11 protein-coding genes and 1 tRNA gene are annotated in these 16,634 nt (G+C 44.6%); 6 read left to right on the plus strand and 6 right to left on the minus strand.

Going from position 1 to position 16,634, the window contains the following annotated elements; all coding sequences use genetic code 11:
- Window positions 1-45: 45 nt before the first annotated feature.
- The 6 genes from GKD17_RS07695 (at window position 46) to GKD17_RS07720 (ending at window position 11,487) form a co-directional block, all read left to right on the plus strand.
- Window positions 46-2,886, plus strand: coding sequence for a glycoside hydrolase family 2 protein (locus tag GKD17_RS07695; RefSeq protein WP_007838025.1), 2,841 nt, complete (start codon window positions 46-48; stop codon window positions 2,884-2,886).
- 147 nt (window positions 2,887-3,033) lie between these two features.
- Entirely contained in the window at window positions 3,034-6,264 is a 3,231-nt protein-coding gene (locus GKD17_RS07700; protein ID WP_007838026.1) for a glycosyl hydrolase, read from the plus strand.
- Between the two features lie 17 nt (window positions 6,265-6,281).
- Window positions 6,282-7,706 carry a sialate O-acetylesterase gene (locus GKD17_RS07705; protein ID WP_085959341.1) on the plus strand — a complete coding sequence of 475 codons (1,425 nt, stop codon included), beginning with the start codon at window positions 6,282-6,284 and terminating at the stop codon, window positions 7,704-7,706.
- Window positions 7,707-7,718: 12 nt separating this feature from the next.
- The gene (locus tag GKD17_RS07710; RefSeq protein ID WP_007838028.1) at window positions 7,719-9,950 is read left to right on the plus strand and encodes a DUF5703 domain-containing protein; all 2,232 of its coding nucleotides are present in this window, start codon (window positions 7,719-7,721) and stop codon (window positions 9,948-9,950) included.
- A 217-nt stretch (window positions 9,951-10,167) separates the two neighbouring features.
- Window positions 10,168-11,247 carry a linear amide C-N hydrolase gene (locus GKD17_RS07715; protein WP_007838035.1) on the plus strand — a complete coding sequence of 360 codons (1,080 nt, stop codon included), beginning with the start codon at window positions 10,168-10,170 and terminating at the stop codon, window positions 11,245-11,247.
- Between the two features lie 167 nt (window positions 11,248-11,414).
- Window positions 11,415-11,487: transfer RNA gene (locus GKD17_RS07720), tRNA-Lys, on the plus strand.
- 127 nt (window positions 11,488-11,614) lie between these two features.
- Here GKD17_RS07720 and GKD17_RS07725 read toward each other — a convergent pair.
- From GKD17_RS07725 to GKD17_RS07750, 6 genes are all read right to left on the minus strand, one after another.
- Window positions 11,615-12,568, minus strand: a complete 954-nt coding sequence (locus GKD17_RS07725; RefSeq protein WP_229103367.1) for an ISAon1 family transposase — start codon at window positions 12,566-12,568, stop codon at window positions 11,615-11,617.
- Window positions 12,569-12,593: 25 nt separating this feature from the next.
- Window positions 12,594-12,935, minus strand: coding sequence for an ISAon1 family transposase N-terminal region protein (locus GKD17_RS07730; protein WP_007843962.1), 342 nt, complete (start codon window positions 12,933-12,935; stop codon window positions 12,594-12,596).
- Between the two features lie 559 nt (window positions 12,936-13,494).
- Window positions 13,495-14,115, minus strand: a complete 621-nt coding sequence (locus GKD17_RS07735; RefSeq protein WP_007838037.1) for a sugar transferase — start codon at window positions 14,113-14,115, stop codon at window positions 13,495-13,497.
- Window positions 14,112-14,717: an acetyltransferase gene (locus GKD17_RS07740; RefSeq protein WP_007838039.1), complete on the minus strand. Its 606-nt coding sequence runs from the start codon at window positions 14,715-14,717 to the stop codon at window positions 14,112-14,114. The genes GKD17_RS07735 and GKD17_RS07740 overlap by 4 nt, the downstream gene beginning before the upstream one ends.
- An 11-nt stretch (window positions 14,718-14,728) precedes the next feature.
- Window positions 14,729-15,874 carry a glycosyltransferase family 4 protein gene (locus tag GKD17_RS07745; RefSeq protein WP_007838041.1) on the minus strand — a complete coding sequence of 382 codons (1,146 nt, stop codon included), beginning with the start codon at window positions 15,872-15,874 and terminating at the stop codon, window positions 14,729-14,731.
- The gene (locus tag GKD17_RS07750) at window positions 15,871-16,629 is read right to left on the minus strand and encodes a YdcF family protein (RefSeq protein ID WP_007838043.1); all 759 of its coding nucleotides are present in this window, start codon (window positions 16,627-16,629) and stop codon (window positions 15,871-15,873) included. The genes GKD17_RS07745 and GKD17_RS07750 overlap by 4 nt, the downstream gene beginning before the upstream one ends.
- Window positions 16,630-16,634 lie beyond the last annotated feature (5 nt).

A 16,634-nucleotide genomic window follows, 5' to 3' on the forward strand; every position in this document is an offset into this window, starting at 1 on the left:
GAAGCAGTCGGAAAAATAGAATTAAATTAAAAATCAAATATCAAAATGAAAAGAACAACAACTTTTTTATCACTCCTTGCTTTATCGGCAGGTTTGTTGGCGCAATCTTCCGTAAAAACAGAACGCCAATACTTGTCAGGACGTGGCTGTGATGATATGGTACAATGGGATTTCATGTGTACCGGTGGTAATAATTCCGGAAAATGGACGAAAATCGGAGTACCTTCTTGTTGGGAGCTGCAAGGATTCGGTACTTATCAGTATGGCATGAAATTCTATGGTAAGGCTTTTCCTGAAGGAGTAGCTGATGAACAAGGTTTGTATAAATATGAATTTGAGTTGCCTGCCGAATGGAATGGTAAACAGATAGAGCTGGTATTTGAAGGCTCTATGACTGATACGCAGGTAAAGATAAATGGTCGTAAAGCTGGCTCCATGCATCAGGGAGCTTTTTACCGCTTTATTTATAATGTGAGTGACCGGGTATTCTTCGGATCGAAAAAAAAGAATGTACTTGAAGTAACTGTAAGCAAGGAAAGTGCGAATGCAGGGGTTAATTTGGCAGAACGCCGTGCTGATTATTGGAATTTTGGAGGTATTTTCCGTCCTGTGTTTATCGTGGCGAAACCAGCTCAAAATATCGATCGTCTGGCAATAGATGCGAAGGCGGATGGGAATTTCTATGCTGATTGTTTTCTGAATATGGCAGTAGAAGGTGCTAGGATACATACTGTCATAACAGATGTTAAAGGGAAAAAAGTGGCCGAAAATACTTCGGATGTCCGTACAGGTAGCGATCATGCTTCGATTAATTTCACTGTAAAATCTCCTGAATTATGGACAGCTGAAACTCCGACTATGTATCAGGCTACGTTTACTTTGCTTGATAAAGCCGGTAAAACCCTGCATGTTGAAAATCAGAAATTTGGTTTCCGTACGATTGAAACACGTGAAAGTGACGGATTGTATATCAATGGTCAGCGTGTGATGATTAAAGGAGTGAACCGGCATAGCTTCCGTCCTGAAAGCGGACGTACACTGAGCAAGGCAAAGAATATTGAAGATGTATTGCTTATCAAAAGCATGAACATGAATGCTGTTCGTCTAAGTCATTATCCTGCTGATCCCGAATTCTTTGAAGCTTGTGACTCTTTGGGACTTTATGTAATGGATGAATTGAGTGGCTGGCATGGCAAGCACGAAACTATCAACGGGCAGAAGCTGGTAAAAGAAATGATTACCCGTGATGTAAACCATCCGTGTATTATCTGGTGGAGCAATGGTAATGAAAAAGGCTGGAATACTGAATTGGATGGTGAATTTCATAAATATGATCCTCAGAAACGTCCGGTGCTTCATCCGCAAGGCAACTTCAGCGGATATGAAACTATGCACTATCGTTCTTATGGAGAAAGCCAGAACTATATGCGTCTGCCAGAAATATTTATGCCGACCGAATTCTTGCACGGGTTGTATGATGGGGGCCATGGAGCAGGATTGTATGATTATTGGGAAATGATGCGTAAACATCCTCGTTGTGCCGGAGGTTTTCTTTGGGTGCTGGCTGACGAGGGCGTGAAGCGTGTGGATATGAATGGATTCATTGACAACTGCGGCAATTATGGAGCTGATGGTATTGTAGGACCGCACCACGAAAAAGAGGGAAGTTATTTTACCATCAAGCAGGTGTGGTGTCCTATTCAAATCAGGGTTGATAGCCTTGACAGTCAGTTTGACGGCAAACTGAGAATAGAGAACCGGTACGATTTTTTGAATGCGAATACTTGCCGTTTCACCTATAAATATGTACAATTGCCTTCTGTGACCGATAGGGGGGGAATGAAAGTGATGAAACAGGGAGAGGTGAACTGTCCCGACATTCCTGCTCACGGTGTGGGTACACTGACTATTCCTGCGGCTATGAAGGGAGCCAATGCTCTACTGCTGACCGTTACGGATAAAAATGGGAATGACCTTTTTACATGGAGCTATAAACTGGAAGACATTGCCGGATTGCAACAGGTTTCTGCCGGAAACAAGCCTTCTTATAAAGAAACTGCCGATGCATTGACGGTTGATGCTGGAGGACGTACATTTACTTTCTCTCAGAAAGACGGACAACTGAAAGGGGTGAAGATTGGAAGCCGTACCATCAGCCTGACAAATGGACCTCGTTTTATTGCTGCGAAGCGTTCGGACCGTTCTATGGACCAGTTTTACAACCATGATGACAAAGAGGCTGAAAAGAAGAAAACCCAATATACAACATTTGAGGATGCTGGTTGTTTCACGGGCTTTAGCGTGCGTGAAGAAGGCAATAACGTAGTAGTTACCGCTAACTACAAACTGGGATGTTTTGATCAGGCTGTATGGACTATCTCCCCTGACGGTACCGCTGCTATAGACTTTACATACAACTTTAGTGGTGTTGTGGATTTGATGGGGGTGATGTTTGATTATCCGGAAGATAAAGTGTTGAGCAAGCGTTGGGTAGGTGACGGCCCTTACCGTGTATGGCAGAACCGTCTGCATGGCCCGCAGTTGGGCGTATGGGAAAATGAGTATAATGATCCCATTCCTGCTGAAAGTTTTACTTATCCCGAATTTAAAGGGTACTTCGCTAATGTGCAATGGATGACTTTGGAAACACAGGAAGGAATGATAAGTATTTGTAACCGTACTCCTCAGAATTATGTAGGGGTTTATCAGCCTCGCGACGGTCGTGACGGCTTGCTTTATACTTTTCCTGTTACCGGTATCAGTCTGATGAAAGTAATTCCTCCGGTTCGTAATAAAGTGAATACGACAGATTTGATAGGTCCGTCTTCACAAGCATTTTGGGCTGATGGAGAATATGGAGGAGGTATCACGTTAAAATTTGAATAACAGTGAAAAAATAGATTGTAAAGGGAAGAGAAACTTTGTTTATTCTTCCCTTTTCTTTTTTTATTTGACTTGAACTCTCTATATTTGAGAAATTGAGTACAAATTACAACTTTGTTCGTTTATTATTAAATATAGAATAAATAACTTATGAAGATAAAACATCTGTTTGTATCCATATTGCTGGTAACCGGATTCCAACCGATGATAGCACAATCCGCTTTACGGCAACAGTTTGTAAATTCACCCGTACAGGAAGCTCGTCCTTGGACTTTCTGGTATTGGATGTTTGGCGCTGTAACTCCCGAAGGGATTACTGCAGATTTGGAGGCCATGCATCGTATAGGTTTGGGTGGGGCCTATCTGATGCCTATTAAGGGAGTAGAGCAAGGACCTCAATACGAGGGAAAAGCCCAGCAGCTTACCCCTGAATGGTGGCGTATGGTCACTCATAGTATGAGAGAGGCTGATAGGCTAGGCATGCAGTTGGGAATGCATATCTGTGATGGCTTTGCCTTGGCGGGAGGTCCTTGGATAACTTCCGAAGAGTCGATGCAAAAAGTGGTATGGAGTGATACTATAGTGAACGGTGGGAATATTCGTAATTTGACTTTGCCCATGCCCGAAGCACTGGATGGCTATTATGAAGATATCGTTACCTACGCCATTCCATTGGAGCGTCAGCCTGAGGATACTTCATTGAAGCCGAAGGTAACTTTCGGCAATTTGAAATCGGTCGTTATTAAAGATGAATCCAAAGCTGTGAACAGAGATGAAAAAGGAGTTTTCCGTTCCTCTTATCCTTGTTGGATTCAGTATGAATATGCAGAACCTGTGACTTGCAGTAATGTGGAAATTATTTTGGGAGGAAATAACTACCAGGCACATCGCCTGAAAGTATTGGCCAGTGAGGATGGACGGACATTCAAAACAGTGAAGCAACTGGTTCCTGCCCGGCAGGGATGGCAGAATACGGATTTCCAGTCCACTCATGCTATCCCTCCTGTTACCGCCCGTTACTTCCGTTTTGAGTGGACTCCCGTGGGAAGTGAACCGGGTAGTGAAGATTTGGATGCAGCCAAATGGAAACCGAATTTGAAAATCAATGATATAGTCCTTCATGCGGCTCCACGTATTCATCAATGGGAGGGAAAAGCAGGACTGGTGTGGCGTGTAGCTACTGCTACTACTTCGACGGAAATACCTGATGCGGCATGTGTGCAGCCGGATGAATTGATCAATCTCCCTTTGTATCAGGGCAGGCTGACCGCCCGTTTACCCGAAGGTAAATGGCGTATTCTCCGCATGGGACATACGGCAACCGGACATGTAAATGCTACTGCCGGAGGTGGTAAAGGATTGGAATGCGACAAGTTCAGTACCAAGGCTGTTCAGAAACAGTTCTCGAACTGGTTTGCGGAAATGTTCAAAAAGACGGATGAAGCCGTGGCACGCCGTGTGTTGAAATATATGCACGTAGACAGTTGGGAGTGTGGCAGTCAGAACTGGAGTGATAACTTCGCGGCGGAATTTAAGAAACGTCGTGGATATGATTTGATGCCTTATCTTCCTTTGCTGGCAGGTATTCCGATGGAAAGCGCCGCTCGCAGTGAGCAGATATTGCGGGATGTCCGTACCACCATCGGAGAACTGGTGACTGATGTGTTCTACACCGTATTGGCTGATTGTGCCCGTCAATATGATTGTCGTTTTTCTGCCGAGTGCGTAGCTCCTACTATGGTCAGTGACGGATTGATGCATTATCAGAAAGTGGATTTGCCTATGGGGGAATTTTGGTTGAACAGTCCTACGCATGATAAACCCAATGATATGCTGGATGCCATCAGCGGTGCGCATATTTATGGAAAGAATATTATCCAGGCCGAAGGCTTTACTGAAATTCGTGGCGTATGGGATGAAGACCCTGCCATGCTGAAACCTTTGCTGGACCGTAACTATGCACTGGGTATCAATAAGCTCTTTTTTCATGTCTATACCCATAATCCCTGGATGAACCACCGGCCTGGTATGACATTGGACGGCATCGGACTCTTCTTCCAGCGCGACCAGACCTGGTGGGAGGAAGGAAAATCTTTTGTAGATTACATCACCCGTTGCCAGACTTTGTTGCAATACGGTCATCCGGTGGCTGATATCGCCGTCTTTACCGGTGAAGAAATGCCACGACGTTCCATTTTACCCGAACGGTTAGTTTCGATGCTTCCCGGTATCTATGGAGCCGAACGGGTGGAAAGCGAACGGATTCGGCTGGCTAATGAAGGTCAACCTACCCGTGTGCGTCCTGTCGGTGTTACCCATTCGGCAAACATGGCCGATCCCGAAGACTGGGTGAACCCGATGCGTGGCTATGCCTACGATTCTTTCAACAAAGATGCTCTGTTACGTTTGGCAAAAGCGGAGAATGGAAGAATGGTACTTCCGGGAGGAGCTTCTTATAAAGTATTGGTGCTTCCTACAGCCCGTCCTATGAATCCTGATAACCTGCCGTTGTCTCCTGAGGCACAGGCAAAAGTAGAGGAACTCCGTGTGGCAGGTGTCATTATTCCGAAATTGCCTTATCGGGAAGATGATTTTTCTTCTTTCGGTGTGGAACGGGATGTACTTCTTCCTGCTGATGTGGCATATACTCATCGGAGTGGGGAAGAGTATGAGATTTATTTTGTAGCCAATCAGGTGGACAGTTTGCGTACATTCAATGCTTCTTTCCGCATTGCGGGACGCACGCCTGAATTGTGGAATGCGGTAACAGGAACCATAACTCGTCCAGCACAATGGAAAGAAGCGAACGGTCGTACCGAAGTCGCTTTGTCTTTGCCTGCCAATGGATCTGTATTTGTAGTATTCCCCAAAGAATATTCAGAAGTTTCTCCGGAACAGACCGAAAGGGAACCTGTATCCATATTGATCAAGGAATGGACAGTAACATTCCCCTCTGTGCGTAAGACTGTCACTCGTCCGGCATTATTTGACTGGAGTAAGGAAGAGGATGAAAAAATAAGATATTATGCCGGACATGCTACTTACAGAGGGTTATTCAGATGGAAGAATGAACAGGACGGAAGAATCATTCTTCGCTTGGGAAAAGTGGCCAATGTGGCGACTGTACGTGTCAACAGCATTGCATGCGGTACAGCTTGGACAGCTCCCTATGAAGTGGATATTACCGATGCGCTTCGTAACGGAACCAATGTATTGGAAGTGGAGGTAGTGAATACTTGGGCGAATGCGCTCCGTGGGGCTGATTTGGATAAAGCGCCTTTTGAGGGGATATGGACGAATGCAAAATTCCGTCTGCCCGGAGATGATTTGTTGCCTGCCGGATGGATGGGACCTTGCGAGTTTTTTAAAACTAAAGAATAATGGTAATCACACATAATATGAAAAATAAGAAACTACTACTGGGAATTGCTTGGGCATGGTTGATTTGCCTGTCGGCAAATGCGGAAGTGAAATTGCCCGCTTTCTTTTCAGATGGCATGGTGATGCAGCAGCAGACTCGTGCCAATTTATGGGGAACAGCTACTCCCAATGCATCGGTGAAAATTACAACAAGTTGGGATAAACAAACCTATAAAATTACTGCCGATGCAAAAGGCGCGTGGAAACTTGCTTTATCCACCCCCTCTGCCGGAGGTCCTTACACGATTACTTTTGATGATGGAAAGTTGACTGAAATACGTGATATCCTGATGGGGGAATTATGGTTATGCTCCGGTCAAAGTAATATGGAAATGCCCATGAAAGGTTTTAAAAACCAGCCGGTGGAGAATAGCAATACAGATGTGATGAACAGCCGTAATCCGCAACTCCGCCTGTTCACCGTAAAGCGGGCTTCCTCTTTTACTCCGAAAACAGATGTGGTAGGAACCTGGCAGGAAGCTGTTCCGGCAACCGTGCGTGAATTTAGTGCTACTGCTTATTACTTCGGTCGGATGATACAACAGCAGTTGAATATACCTGTGGGTTTGATTGTGGCTTCTTGGGGAGGCTCTGCCTGTGAAGCCTGGATGCATCCGGATTGGTTGAAGGCATTTCCCGAAGCAAAGATTCCCCAATCGGAAGCCGATATCAAGTCAAAGAACCGTACTCCGACTGTACTCTATAACGGTATGCTTCATCCGCTCATCGGATTAGCCATGCGTGGAGTTATCTGGTATCAGGGGGAAGATAACTATAACCGGGCTTCTACTTATGCCGATATGTTCAGTGCACTGATACGCGGGTGGCGCGAAGAATGGCAGCAAGGGGAATTTCCCTTCTATTATTGTCAAATTGCACCTTATGATTATGGAATTATTACTGAGCCTGGCAAGAATGTGATAAATTCTGCTTATCTTCGCGAACAACAAGCTATGGTAGAACACCGGGTGGGCAATAGTGGTATGGCTGTATTGTTGGACGCAGGAATGAAAACGGGGATTCATCCGGGTAAAAAGAGGGTAGCAGGAGAACGTCTGGGGCGTTTGGCATTAGTAAAAACTTACGGAATGAAAGGTGTTACGGCCGAAAGTCCTTACTATGCAGGAATGGAAGTAAAGAATGATACGGTAATAGTCAGTTTTGATCGGGCGCCGATGTGGATAAATTGTAAAGACCGTTTTGAATCATATAACTTTCAGGTTGCAGGCAAAGATCGGGTTTTTTATCCTGCTAAAGCGTGGATACAGAGAAGTAAAATGCTTGTAAAGAGCGAAAGAGTACCTCATCCGGTGGCAGTTCGTTATGGTTTCGAAAATTATGTGGAAGGAGATTTGTTTGGTGAAGATTTACCTGTGTCGTCTTTCCGTTCCGATGACTGGTAAAAACAGAAAAAAATGAAGAATATCTTTACGTTTTTATTATTAGTATTTATTGGCGGGCAGTTTCTGTGGGGACAGCCTGCCAATTTGGTTTGGAATACTCAAAGCCGGAATGCTTCGGAGTCCATGCCTTGCGGAGGTGGGGATATCGGTATGAATGTATGGGTAGAGAATGATGATGTTCTGTTCTACCTTAGTCGTAGCGGTTCTTTTGACGAGAATAACTGTCTGTTGAAGCAGGGACGGTTTCGTGTGAGGCTCACTCCGAACCCTTTTGCCGGAACGGCTTCTTTTCGGCAGACTCTGCATCTTAATGATGGTTATGTCAGCGTAAGTAGTGATAATGCTACTCTTATTATTTGGGTGGATGTGTTTCATCCTGTGGTACATGTTGAGGTGAAGACGAAGGAACTGACTTCTATGCGTGTAAACTTTGAAAGCTGGCGTTATGAAGATCGTCCGGTGCGTAAAGGGGAAGGGCAGCAATGCTCTTACAAATGGGCCATTCCTGATGGATTGATGACTAAGCGTGACTCTGTCTGTGTGGAAGAAGATAATTTTACTTTCTTTCATCGGAATCCTGATCGGACTATTTTTGATGTGGTAGTAGACCAACAAGGTATGAATGAGGTTAAGGAACAATTATATAATCCTCTGAAAAATCTAATATTTGGCGGTCGGTTATCCGGTGATAATCTGGTTTATACCGGTACACGTCGTGGGCATTATGCGGGAACTGAATATCTGGCATGGATGTATAAAAGTAAAAAACCTGTATATAAGCAATCTGTGCACATTGCCTTGAATACGGAACAAGGTACGGTTCCTGCATGGGAAGCATCATTGGCCCGTACTGAGAAGGAAATAAATGTATCCAAAGACAAACAGGCTACCCGTCGTTGGTGGAATGATTTTTGGAAACGTAGCTTTATTGAGGGGGAAGGTGAAGCGGGAGATGCTATCCGTAACTATACACTGTTCCGCTATATGTTGGGATGTAACGCCTATAGCCAGTGGCCTACAAAGTTTAACGGGGGACTGTTTACTTTTGATCCTATGTATGTGGATCAGATAATGGAATTCACCCCTGATTTCCGGAAATGGGGAGGAGGAACCATGACTGCACAGAATCAGCGTTTGGTTTATTGGCCTATGTTGAAAAGCGGTGACTTTGACTTGATGAAATCACAATTTGACTTTTATCTGCGTTTGTTGCCGACAGCCGAAGCGCGTACTCGTGCCTATTGGGGACATGCTGGCGCTTGTTTCACTGAGCAAATGGAGAACTTTGGTCTTCCTAACCCTGCAGAGTATGGTTTTAAGCGTCCTGCGAGTTTTGATAAAGGCTTGGAATATAATGCATGGTTAGAATACGAATGGGATACCGTTCTTGAGTTCTGTCAGATGATATTGGAAACAGCACGTTATGACAGTTTGGATATCAGCTGTTATACTCCTTTAATAGAAAGTTCGCTTAGTTTCTTTGATGAACATTATCGTCAGCTTGCGTTACAACGTGGCCGTAAGGATTTGGATGGTAGCGGTAAACTAGTGATTTATCCAGGATCGGCTTGTGAAACTTATAAGATGGCCTACAATCCATCCTCAACCATTGCTGCACTGCGCTCTGTTTTACAAACTTATAGGCGTAAACCGGATATGCTGGCACGTATTCCTGAGATTCCTTTGCGCATAGTGGATGGGAAGGAAATGATTGCTCCGGCACAGGTTTGGGAACGGGTGAATAATATTGAAACCCCTCAACTTTATCCCGTGTTTCCCTGGCGTATTTACGGAGTGGGCAGGGAAGGTCTGGAAATAGCTCGTAATACCTATTTATATGATCCTGATGCCCAGAAATTCCGTTCCCATACCGGGTGGAAGCAAGATAATATTTGGGCAGCCTGTCTGGGAATGACAGAGGAGGCTGCACAACTTACCTTAGAGAAAATGGCAAACGGCCCTCATCGTTTTCCCGCTTTTTGGGGACCAGGCTATGACTGGACGCCTGATCATAACTGGGGAGGCAGTGGCATGATAGGTATGCAGGAAATGCTGTTGCAGGAAGCCGATGGAAAGATTTTATTGTTTCCTGCGTGGCCAAAAGATTGGAATGTGCATTTCAAATTGCATGCTACAGGGCAAACCACTGTAGAAGCTACTCTGAAAGAGGGTGCAGTGGTTAGCTTGACCGTACAACCTAAAGAACGGGAAAAAGATGTGGTAAATTGTTTACTGAATAAATAATTTAGGGTTAAGGAGATGAGTTTCTTTTAGATTCATCTCCTTTTTCTTTAAATATAATCAAATTCAGAACTTGTCACTCCTTTCGTTTTTCCATTCTTGTTTATTTGTATGGCAATCAGTGTCGGAACATTGTTTGACGGCTTTGATTGCCTTTGTTGCGTAAAACAAGAACCAAAATATCCGATGTTTTGTTCTTAATATCATAAATAGATTCAAAATGGTTATGAAAAAGATTTTAATAGCTTTGGCCTTGTTGCTGACTGGCATTGCAAGCGGATCGGCATGTACCGGTATTTCGTTCCTGGCCGAAGATGGTGGATATGTGCAGGCACGTACCATAGAGTGGGGGAATAGTTACCTTCCGAGTGAGTATGTTGTTGTTCCCAGAGGACAAGAATTGGTATCTTATACTCCAACGGGTGTAAATGGCTTGAGATTTCGGGCTAAATATGGTATGGTAGGACTGGCTATCATTCAGAAAGACTTTGTGGCTGAAGGACTGAATGAAGTAGGACTTTCGGCTGGATTGTTTTATTTTCCTCATTATGGGAAGTATGAAGAATATGATGAGGCTCAAAATGCAACTACTTTGTCGGATTTGCAGGTGGTGAACTGGATGCTTTCCCAGTTTGCTACTATAGACGAAGTGAAAGCAGCTATAGAAGGGGTGAAGGTGGTGTCTCTTGATAAACCTGGTAAAAGTTCTACGGTACATTGGCGCATTGGCGATGCTAAAGGAAATCAAGTGGTATTGGAGTTTGTGGATGGTGTTCCTCATTTTTATGAAAACAGGGTAGGAGTACTCACCAATTCTCCCGATTTTCCATGGCAGGTGACTAACTTGAATAATTATGTAAATTTGTATCCGGGGGCTGTCACTCCACAGCAATGGGGTGGGGTGACTATTTTCCCTTTTGGCGCAGGTGCTGGATTCCATGGCATTCCGGGGGATGTGACTCCTCCATCCCGTTTTGTTCGTGTAGCGTTTTATAAGGCAACAGCTTCGGCGTGCCCTACAGCGTATGACGCTATATTACAAAGTTTTCATATTCTGAATAATTTTGATATTCCTGTCGGTATAGAACATGCGTCAGGAAAAGCACCTGATATTCCCAGTGCTACACAATGGACTTCGGCTATTGATTTGACAAACAGGAAAGTGTATTATAAAACGGCATATAATAACAATATTCGTTGTATTAATATGAAGAAGATTGATTTTGATAAAGTGAAATATCAGTCGTATCCATTGGATAAGGAGTTGAAACAACCTATAGAAGAGATTATTGTGAAATAGTGTGGGGGGGAAGCTGTTGACGGAAGTACATGGAAATTTTAATCGCAATGAATGAAAAATGGATAAAATGTATTTTTTTAGAAAAAAGTTCTAGAAATGTTTGCAAATACAAAAATAAACCATACCTTTGCACTCGCAATTCGGAAGAATAGCAATAACAAAGGATTGATTCGCTAGCTCAGCAGGTAGAGCACAACACTTTTAATGTTGGGGTCTTGGGTTCGAGCCCCAAGCGGATCACTAGAAGGTCAGGGAGTTACATCAAAGTAATTCTCTGACTTTATGTTTATTACGCTAGTTTACCTGCTCCATGTAAACATGTAGATGTTAATTGGGGGTCAACGTAAAAACCTGAGGGATTCATAGATTAAGCATAAATTTTAGTCAGTCTGAATAGAAAGAAAGTCCTGTCCTTTACTCCTCTGAACTGTGTTCTGAAGTCCTTGATTTTGGCATTGAACGATTCGGAAGCTGCGTTGGTGGAACGCCTGTCGAAAAAGTTGACGATTTCCAGATAATGTGTCTGTATGGAACGTATTACCCTTCCGAACGCAAGAAAGCCGGACTTTTCAACTTCGTCATACCATCTGGCAAGTCTTGTCAGAGCGGTGTCCTTGTGCTTGCACTGGTGATATATCAACCCGAGCCTCATGGAAAGATAGTATGCCTTCTTCAGGTCGGGATATTCCCTGAAGAGGATACCGGCACGTATGCGTTGGGATTCAGTCCATAATGACTCTTTTTTATACAGCAGATAGATACTGCGGGCGAGCAATTGCTTGCGCGAATCCCCGTTCTCAAAGGTCGGGGCATGGTATATCTTCCCGCACGCCTTTGCGTATGCGATCTGTATTGATTCCTTGTCCAAAGCCTCCCAGCGTGCCTTCACGCGCATTTCCTGTAAAGCTTCAAAAGCCAGCTTCTGCACATGGAAACGGTCAGTAACACGGCGTGCCGCAGGAAAGCAGACACGGGCGATCTGTTCCATATTAGGAGCCATATCCATAGTGATTTCCCTTACCTGAAACCGTCTGCGCCGGGAGAGACGGAGCAATACGGAGGTGACACTCCTTACATCTGTACCTTTTACAATGGCGATGATGCTGCCTGAACGGCCTGTCTTTTCCTTGTTTATGAGGATAGTATAGAGCTCACCACGCGAAAGGCAGACTTCATCTATACCCACATAGGCCCCTATATTCTTCTCAAAGAGAAGCCAGTCCCCGGCATGAGGAAGAGACTCCCATTTCAGATAACCGCTCAAGTGGTTGCGGTATTGACGTTCAAGAAGCTCACCGTCCACACCGAACAGGGTTCCCAGCAGCTTACAACTGACAGGAAGCGTATCAATATAATTCTTTTAAAAAAGACGCAAACTCATGCGTCATACGGCTGCCTTCCGCTACCAGTTTCCAGTTACGGCTTACGTAACGCCCCTCGTCTTTCAAAATCCACCGGCGCCGGCGGATATTCAGGAAAAGATTCTTGCCACGGATGGGGAAGTCCCGGACTACTACAGGGTCGTAGAAGCCTTTGCTTTCCACTTTGACAGTCGAATATTCACCGGGAAGCTCATTTTTCTCTTCCAGGTAAATCACGATTTCACTACTGCTTTCCTTTACATCGGAAATGTTGAAATAATCCAAGGTACCTTCGGGAAGAAGGAGACGGTAACCGTTAGTTTCCATAATCGCTGATGATTCGTTTGTTTCACACAAAGATAGGATTTTATCGGATATACCCCTCAGGATTTTACGTTGACCCTTAATTGGGGGGGGCAGTAGAAATGAAGTGTGGATAGGGATTTTCCCCGTCCATACCTTTCTTTAGATTTATACACACATACAGAGTTGTGTGAAAGGAGCCGACAAGAGCTTTTCAATAAGTTTAATCTTTCCGTTACCATGAAATCCAAGGGACAGAGATTCTTAAAAAAGTAACAACCCCACCGGCGGAATAAAATGAATGCATATCACATTCCATTCTTATAGCCTAAGTCTTTTCTTTCTCCAGATTAAACCTTTTTATACGGATACCTTCTATCTCCATAAGCTTTGGAGTTAACTCCAAAGCTTATGGAGATAACTCCAAAGACTTGCGGAGATAAAACAAACAGGAAAAAAGACCTTAACCATACGGCAGGAAAGGTTTAGGGATACGAATAAGATCTTTTTAGGGCGAGTCTGATTCCAAAGTCTCTTACACATTCCTTACGGATAAAAAGTCCCATTAAAATTCAACTCCTCCCTAATTGTTTCCGTCAAATGGTTTCGTGGTTGCCTCTCCCTTTTGGGATATGCCTTTGCGGCTGATAACGCATTTGAGTGTTTTGTAAAATATCATCATGTCTGTCATGAAGCAAACATGGTCTACGTACCAGATATCCAGTTCGAATTTCTTTTTCCAGCTGATTGCGTTTCTTCCATTTACTTGTGCCCATCCAGTAATGCCGGGGCGCACTTCATGTCTTCTTGCTTGCTCTTCATTGTATAGAGGCAGGTATTGTACCAATAATGGACGGGGGCCGATCAGAGCCATGTCTCCTTTCAATACGTTGAAAAGTTGAGGCAGTTCGTCAACGGAGGTGGCACGGACTATTTTCCCTATGGGGGTCATTCGTAAGCTGTCGGGTAAAAAGTTTCCGCGACAGTCTTTCCGGTCATTCATGGTTTTAAACTTGATGATCCTGAATATTTTTCCGTTCTTTCCCGGACGTTCCTGAAGGAAAAAAATGCCGCTACCCCTGTTGGCTATGGCAAGTAACAAGATGGTTGACAATAGGACAGGAGAGGTCAATAATATCAGAAAGGCGGCTATAAGACAGTCCAGCGGATATTTGAAATAACGGGTATATCTGCTCTTCTTCATGGTTGTGGATTATTTTTTATAATCCGGCACGGTGAACCACAGGCTGTCACTCCGTCAGGTATGTCTTTGCACACTACTGATCCTGATCCGATAATGGTCCATTTGCCTATTTTAACTCCGGGGTTGATCACTGCTCCGGCACCTATCCATGAGCCTTCCCCCACTTCCACATTGCCACATAATGTGGCGTGTGGCGAGACATGTACATAGTCTTCCAATATACATTCATGATCAATAGCGGCGCCAGTGTTGACAATGCAATGTTTACCTGTTTGGCAGCAACTTTGCAATATACTTCCTTGCATGACAACACTGCCTTCTCCTATTTTTGTATAGGGGGAAACAATGGCATGGATAGAGATGACCGTACCGAATACAGCGTTTTTTTTATACAATTGTTCCGCTATATTTTTTCGGATGCTGTTGTTTCCGATACTGATAAGTATCGGGAACATTCGTTTTGGATCGTAGGAAAGAACATGATATTCCATCCATTCCTGTATGTGGGGATTATCATCTATGATGCCCGTCAGTTCAGTGCTGTTTTCTTTCAGTATATCCATGATCACTTTGGCGTGTCCGCCGGCTCCGTATAAATACATATTGTCAGTCTTTATTTTGTTAGATTTGAAATCTGTTCTTGATAGACCTTTCGTAAGGCTTCCCATAGCGTCCGGCGGTCGTATTTTTGAACAATCTGTGGGCGGGCAGCCGAGGCCAATTGTTCTACGAGCCGTGGAGAAGAGAGAAATCCGCACATGGTGCGATATAGGTATTCGCTGTCATGAGGAGGAATAATGATACCGTTCTTTCCGTTTTCAATGATTTCGTTACATCCGTTGATGTTCGTTACGATGCAAGGTAATCCCATCGCTCCGGCTTGTAATATTACATTGGGGAATCCTTCCCGGTAACTGGGGAATACGAAGGCATCCGCAGCGGCTAAAAAAGGGCGGATATCCTCTTGCCATCCCATAAATTTTATGGCGGGATGTTTGTGTATATGTTCTGCTGTTTCAGGAGTTACCGGATCCAGTTCCGCTTCAAAGTCTCCCACTAGGCAAAGACGACAGTTTGTAAATTCCTGTTGCAGGCGGACAAAAGCTGAAACCAGTTCGTTGATACCTTTATCCCGCACCAATCGTCCGACGAAGCAAAAAGTGAAACAGGGGTTCCGGCGATAGATTTCCGCTTGTCTCATTACCTCCGGTGTCCGGTCAAAATAAGCAAGGTCAATTCCGTTGATGTTACCGTTTCCGATAAGATGCAATGCCCGGCTGGTGATATGGAAACGTTCCAGATCTCTCCTCACACCTTTCCCTTCCGGATTGAGGTAGGTCGCACAGGCACAAGTGAGTTTGTCTGTAGCAATTAATAACTGCTGTTTCCAACCTGTAGTTGAAGGGAATACTAGTCCTGTGAAAGTGTGGATCCGGATGGGAACCCTGCATATTCGGGCGGCCATCATGGCCAACAGCCCCGCCTTGGGTGTCAGCGAGTGGACTATCTGCGGTTTTTCTTTGCGGAACAGGATGATGAGCCTGATCAGTGCAATCAAGTCTTTCAAAGGGGCAATGTGGCGCTCCATCGGGATAGCGCAAGTTCTGACGCCTTCTCTTTCCGCTACTTTGTGTAATTCCTCTCCGGACGAAGAGACAGCTAATACTTCATAAGTTTCTGCCAACATCTTCAACTGTCCTTGCAGCAGGAGATGGAGCGAAAGGGGAACGGTGGATATGCGTATTACTTTGGGTTTCATACAGATGGTTTGTGTCGTAAACGATAATAAAGATACCCCACCCATTCGTGCGTTAGTTCTGGCCAGGAAGCCAAGACGTGCCAAGATGGCAGGAAATTCGTTTTTTCCCCCTTTATTTCGGGAAACGTATCGGTGATATATGTGTCCGGATTCAGCCCCGCTGCATGGAAGGTCCATAGCGACCTGCGCATGTGGGTCGCGGAGGTAATCAGCAGGGTCGATTCCGTTTTCATACTGTTACCGATCAGCTCTAACGTGAACGTTGCGTTTTCCCACGTGTTGTTTGCGCGGGTTTCCAAGATGACATCTTCCAACGGCATGCCCAAATCTGCCAGATATTGTTTCATGTCCGCGGCATTTCCTTGCAAACCTTTTCCGTCTTTGCTTTCGATGATCGAACCGTCTGAAGCTAACACCAGTTTCCGGATGCATCCATGCTTGTACAGCCGGATGCCTTCTAATAACCGGTCGGCAATCTCGCTAAATTCGGGTCGGCTTCGTTTCCAGTCCCAATAGCTGTAGCCGCCCAGCACGATGCCGTATGTATATTGTTTCCTTTCAGGTAGGGGGCGGTCATATTCCTTGTACCATTGTTCGGCAATCCATTGATAGAGTGCACCGTTGGAGAATAAGAGAAAAAGCAAGGCTGACAAAGTGAGACAGAGCCTTTTCCATCGTTTAGATTTTAGGACCACCCCTAAGAGAAGAAAAATAACGATATAGGTTGTTGGATTGATAGCAAGTGAAATAACCATGAGAT

It is taken from the genome of Phocaeicola dorei (assembly GCF_013009555.1).
Classification (GTDB): domain Bacteria; phylum Bacteroidota; class Bacteroidia; order Bacteroidales; family Bacteroidaceae; genus Phocaeicola; species Phocaeicola dorei.

Bases quoted from the DNA above. Each gene is read 5' to 3' on its own strand.
- GKD17_RS07705 (WP_085959341.1), top strand. From the start codon at position 6,282: ATGAAAAATAAGAAACTACTACTGGGAATTGCTTGGGCATGGTTGATT.
- GKD17_RS07740 (WP_007838039.1), bottom strand. From the start codon at position 14,717: ATGTATTTATACGGAGCCGGCGGACACGCCAAAGTGATCATGGATATA.
- GKD17_RS07750 (WP_007838043.1), bottom strand. From the start codon at position 16,629: ATGGTTATTTCACTTGCTATCAATCCAACAACCTATATCGTTATTTTT.
- GKD17_RS07695 (WP_007838025.1), top strand. From the start codon at position 46: ATGAAAAGAACAACAACTTTTTTATCACTCCTTGCTTTATCGGCAGGT.
- GKD17_RS07745 (WP_007838041.1), bottom strand. From the start codon at position 15,874: ATGAAACCCAAAGTAATACGCATATCCACCGTTCCCCTTTCGCTCCAT.
- GKD17_RS07730 (WP_007843962.1), bottom strand. From the start codon at position 12,935: ATGGAAACTAACGGTTACCGTCTCCTTCTTCCCGAAGGTACCTTGGAT.
- GKD17_RS07715 (WP_007838035.1), top strand. From the start codon at position 10,168: ATGGTTATGAAAAAGATTTTAATAGCTTTGGCCTTGTTGCTGACTGGC.
- GKD17_RS07700 (WP_007838026.1), top strand. From the start codon at position 3,034: ATGAAGATAAAACATCTGTTTGTATCCATATTGCTGGTAACCGGATTC.
- GKD17_RS07735 (WP_007838037.1), bottom strand. From the start codon at position 14,115: ATGAAGAAGAGCAGATATACCCGTTATTTCAAATATCCGCTGGACTGT.
- GKD17_RS07710 (WP_007838028.1), top strand. From the start codon at position 7,719: ATGAAGAATATCTTTACGTTTTTATTATTAGTATTTATTGGCGGGCAG.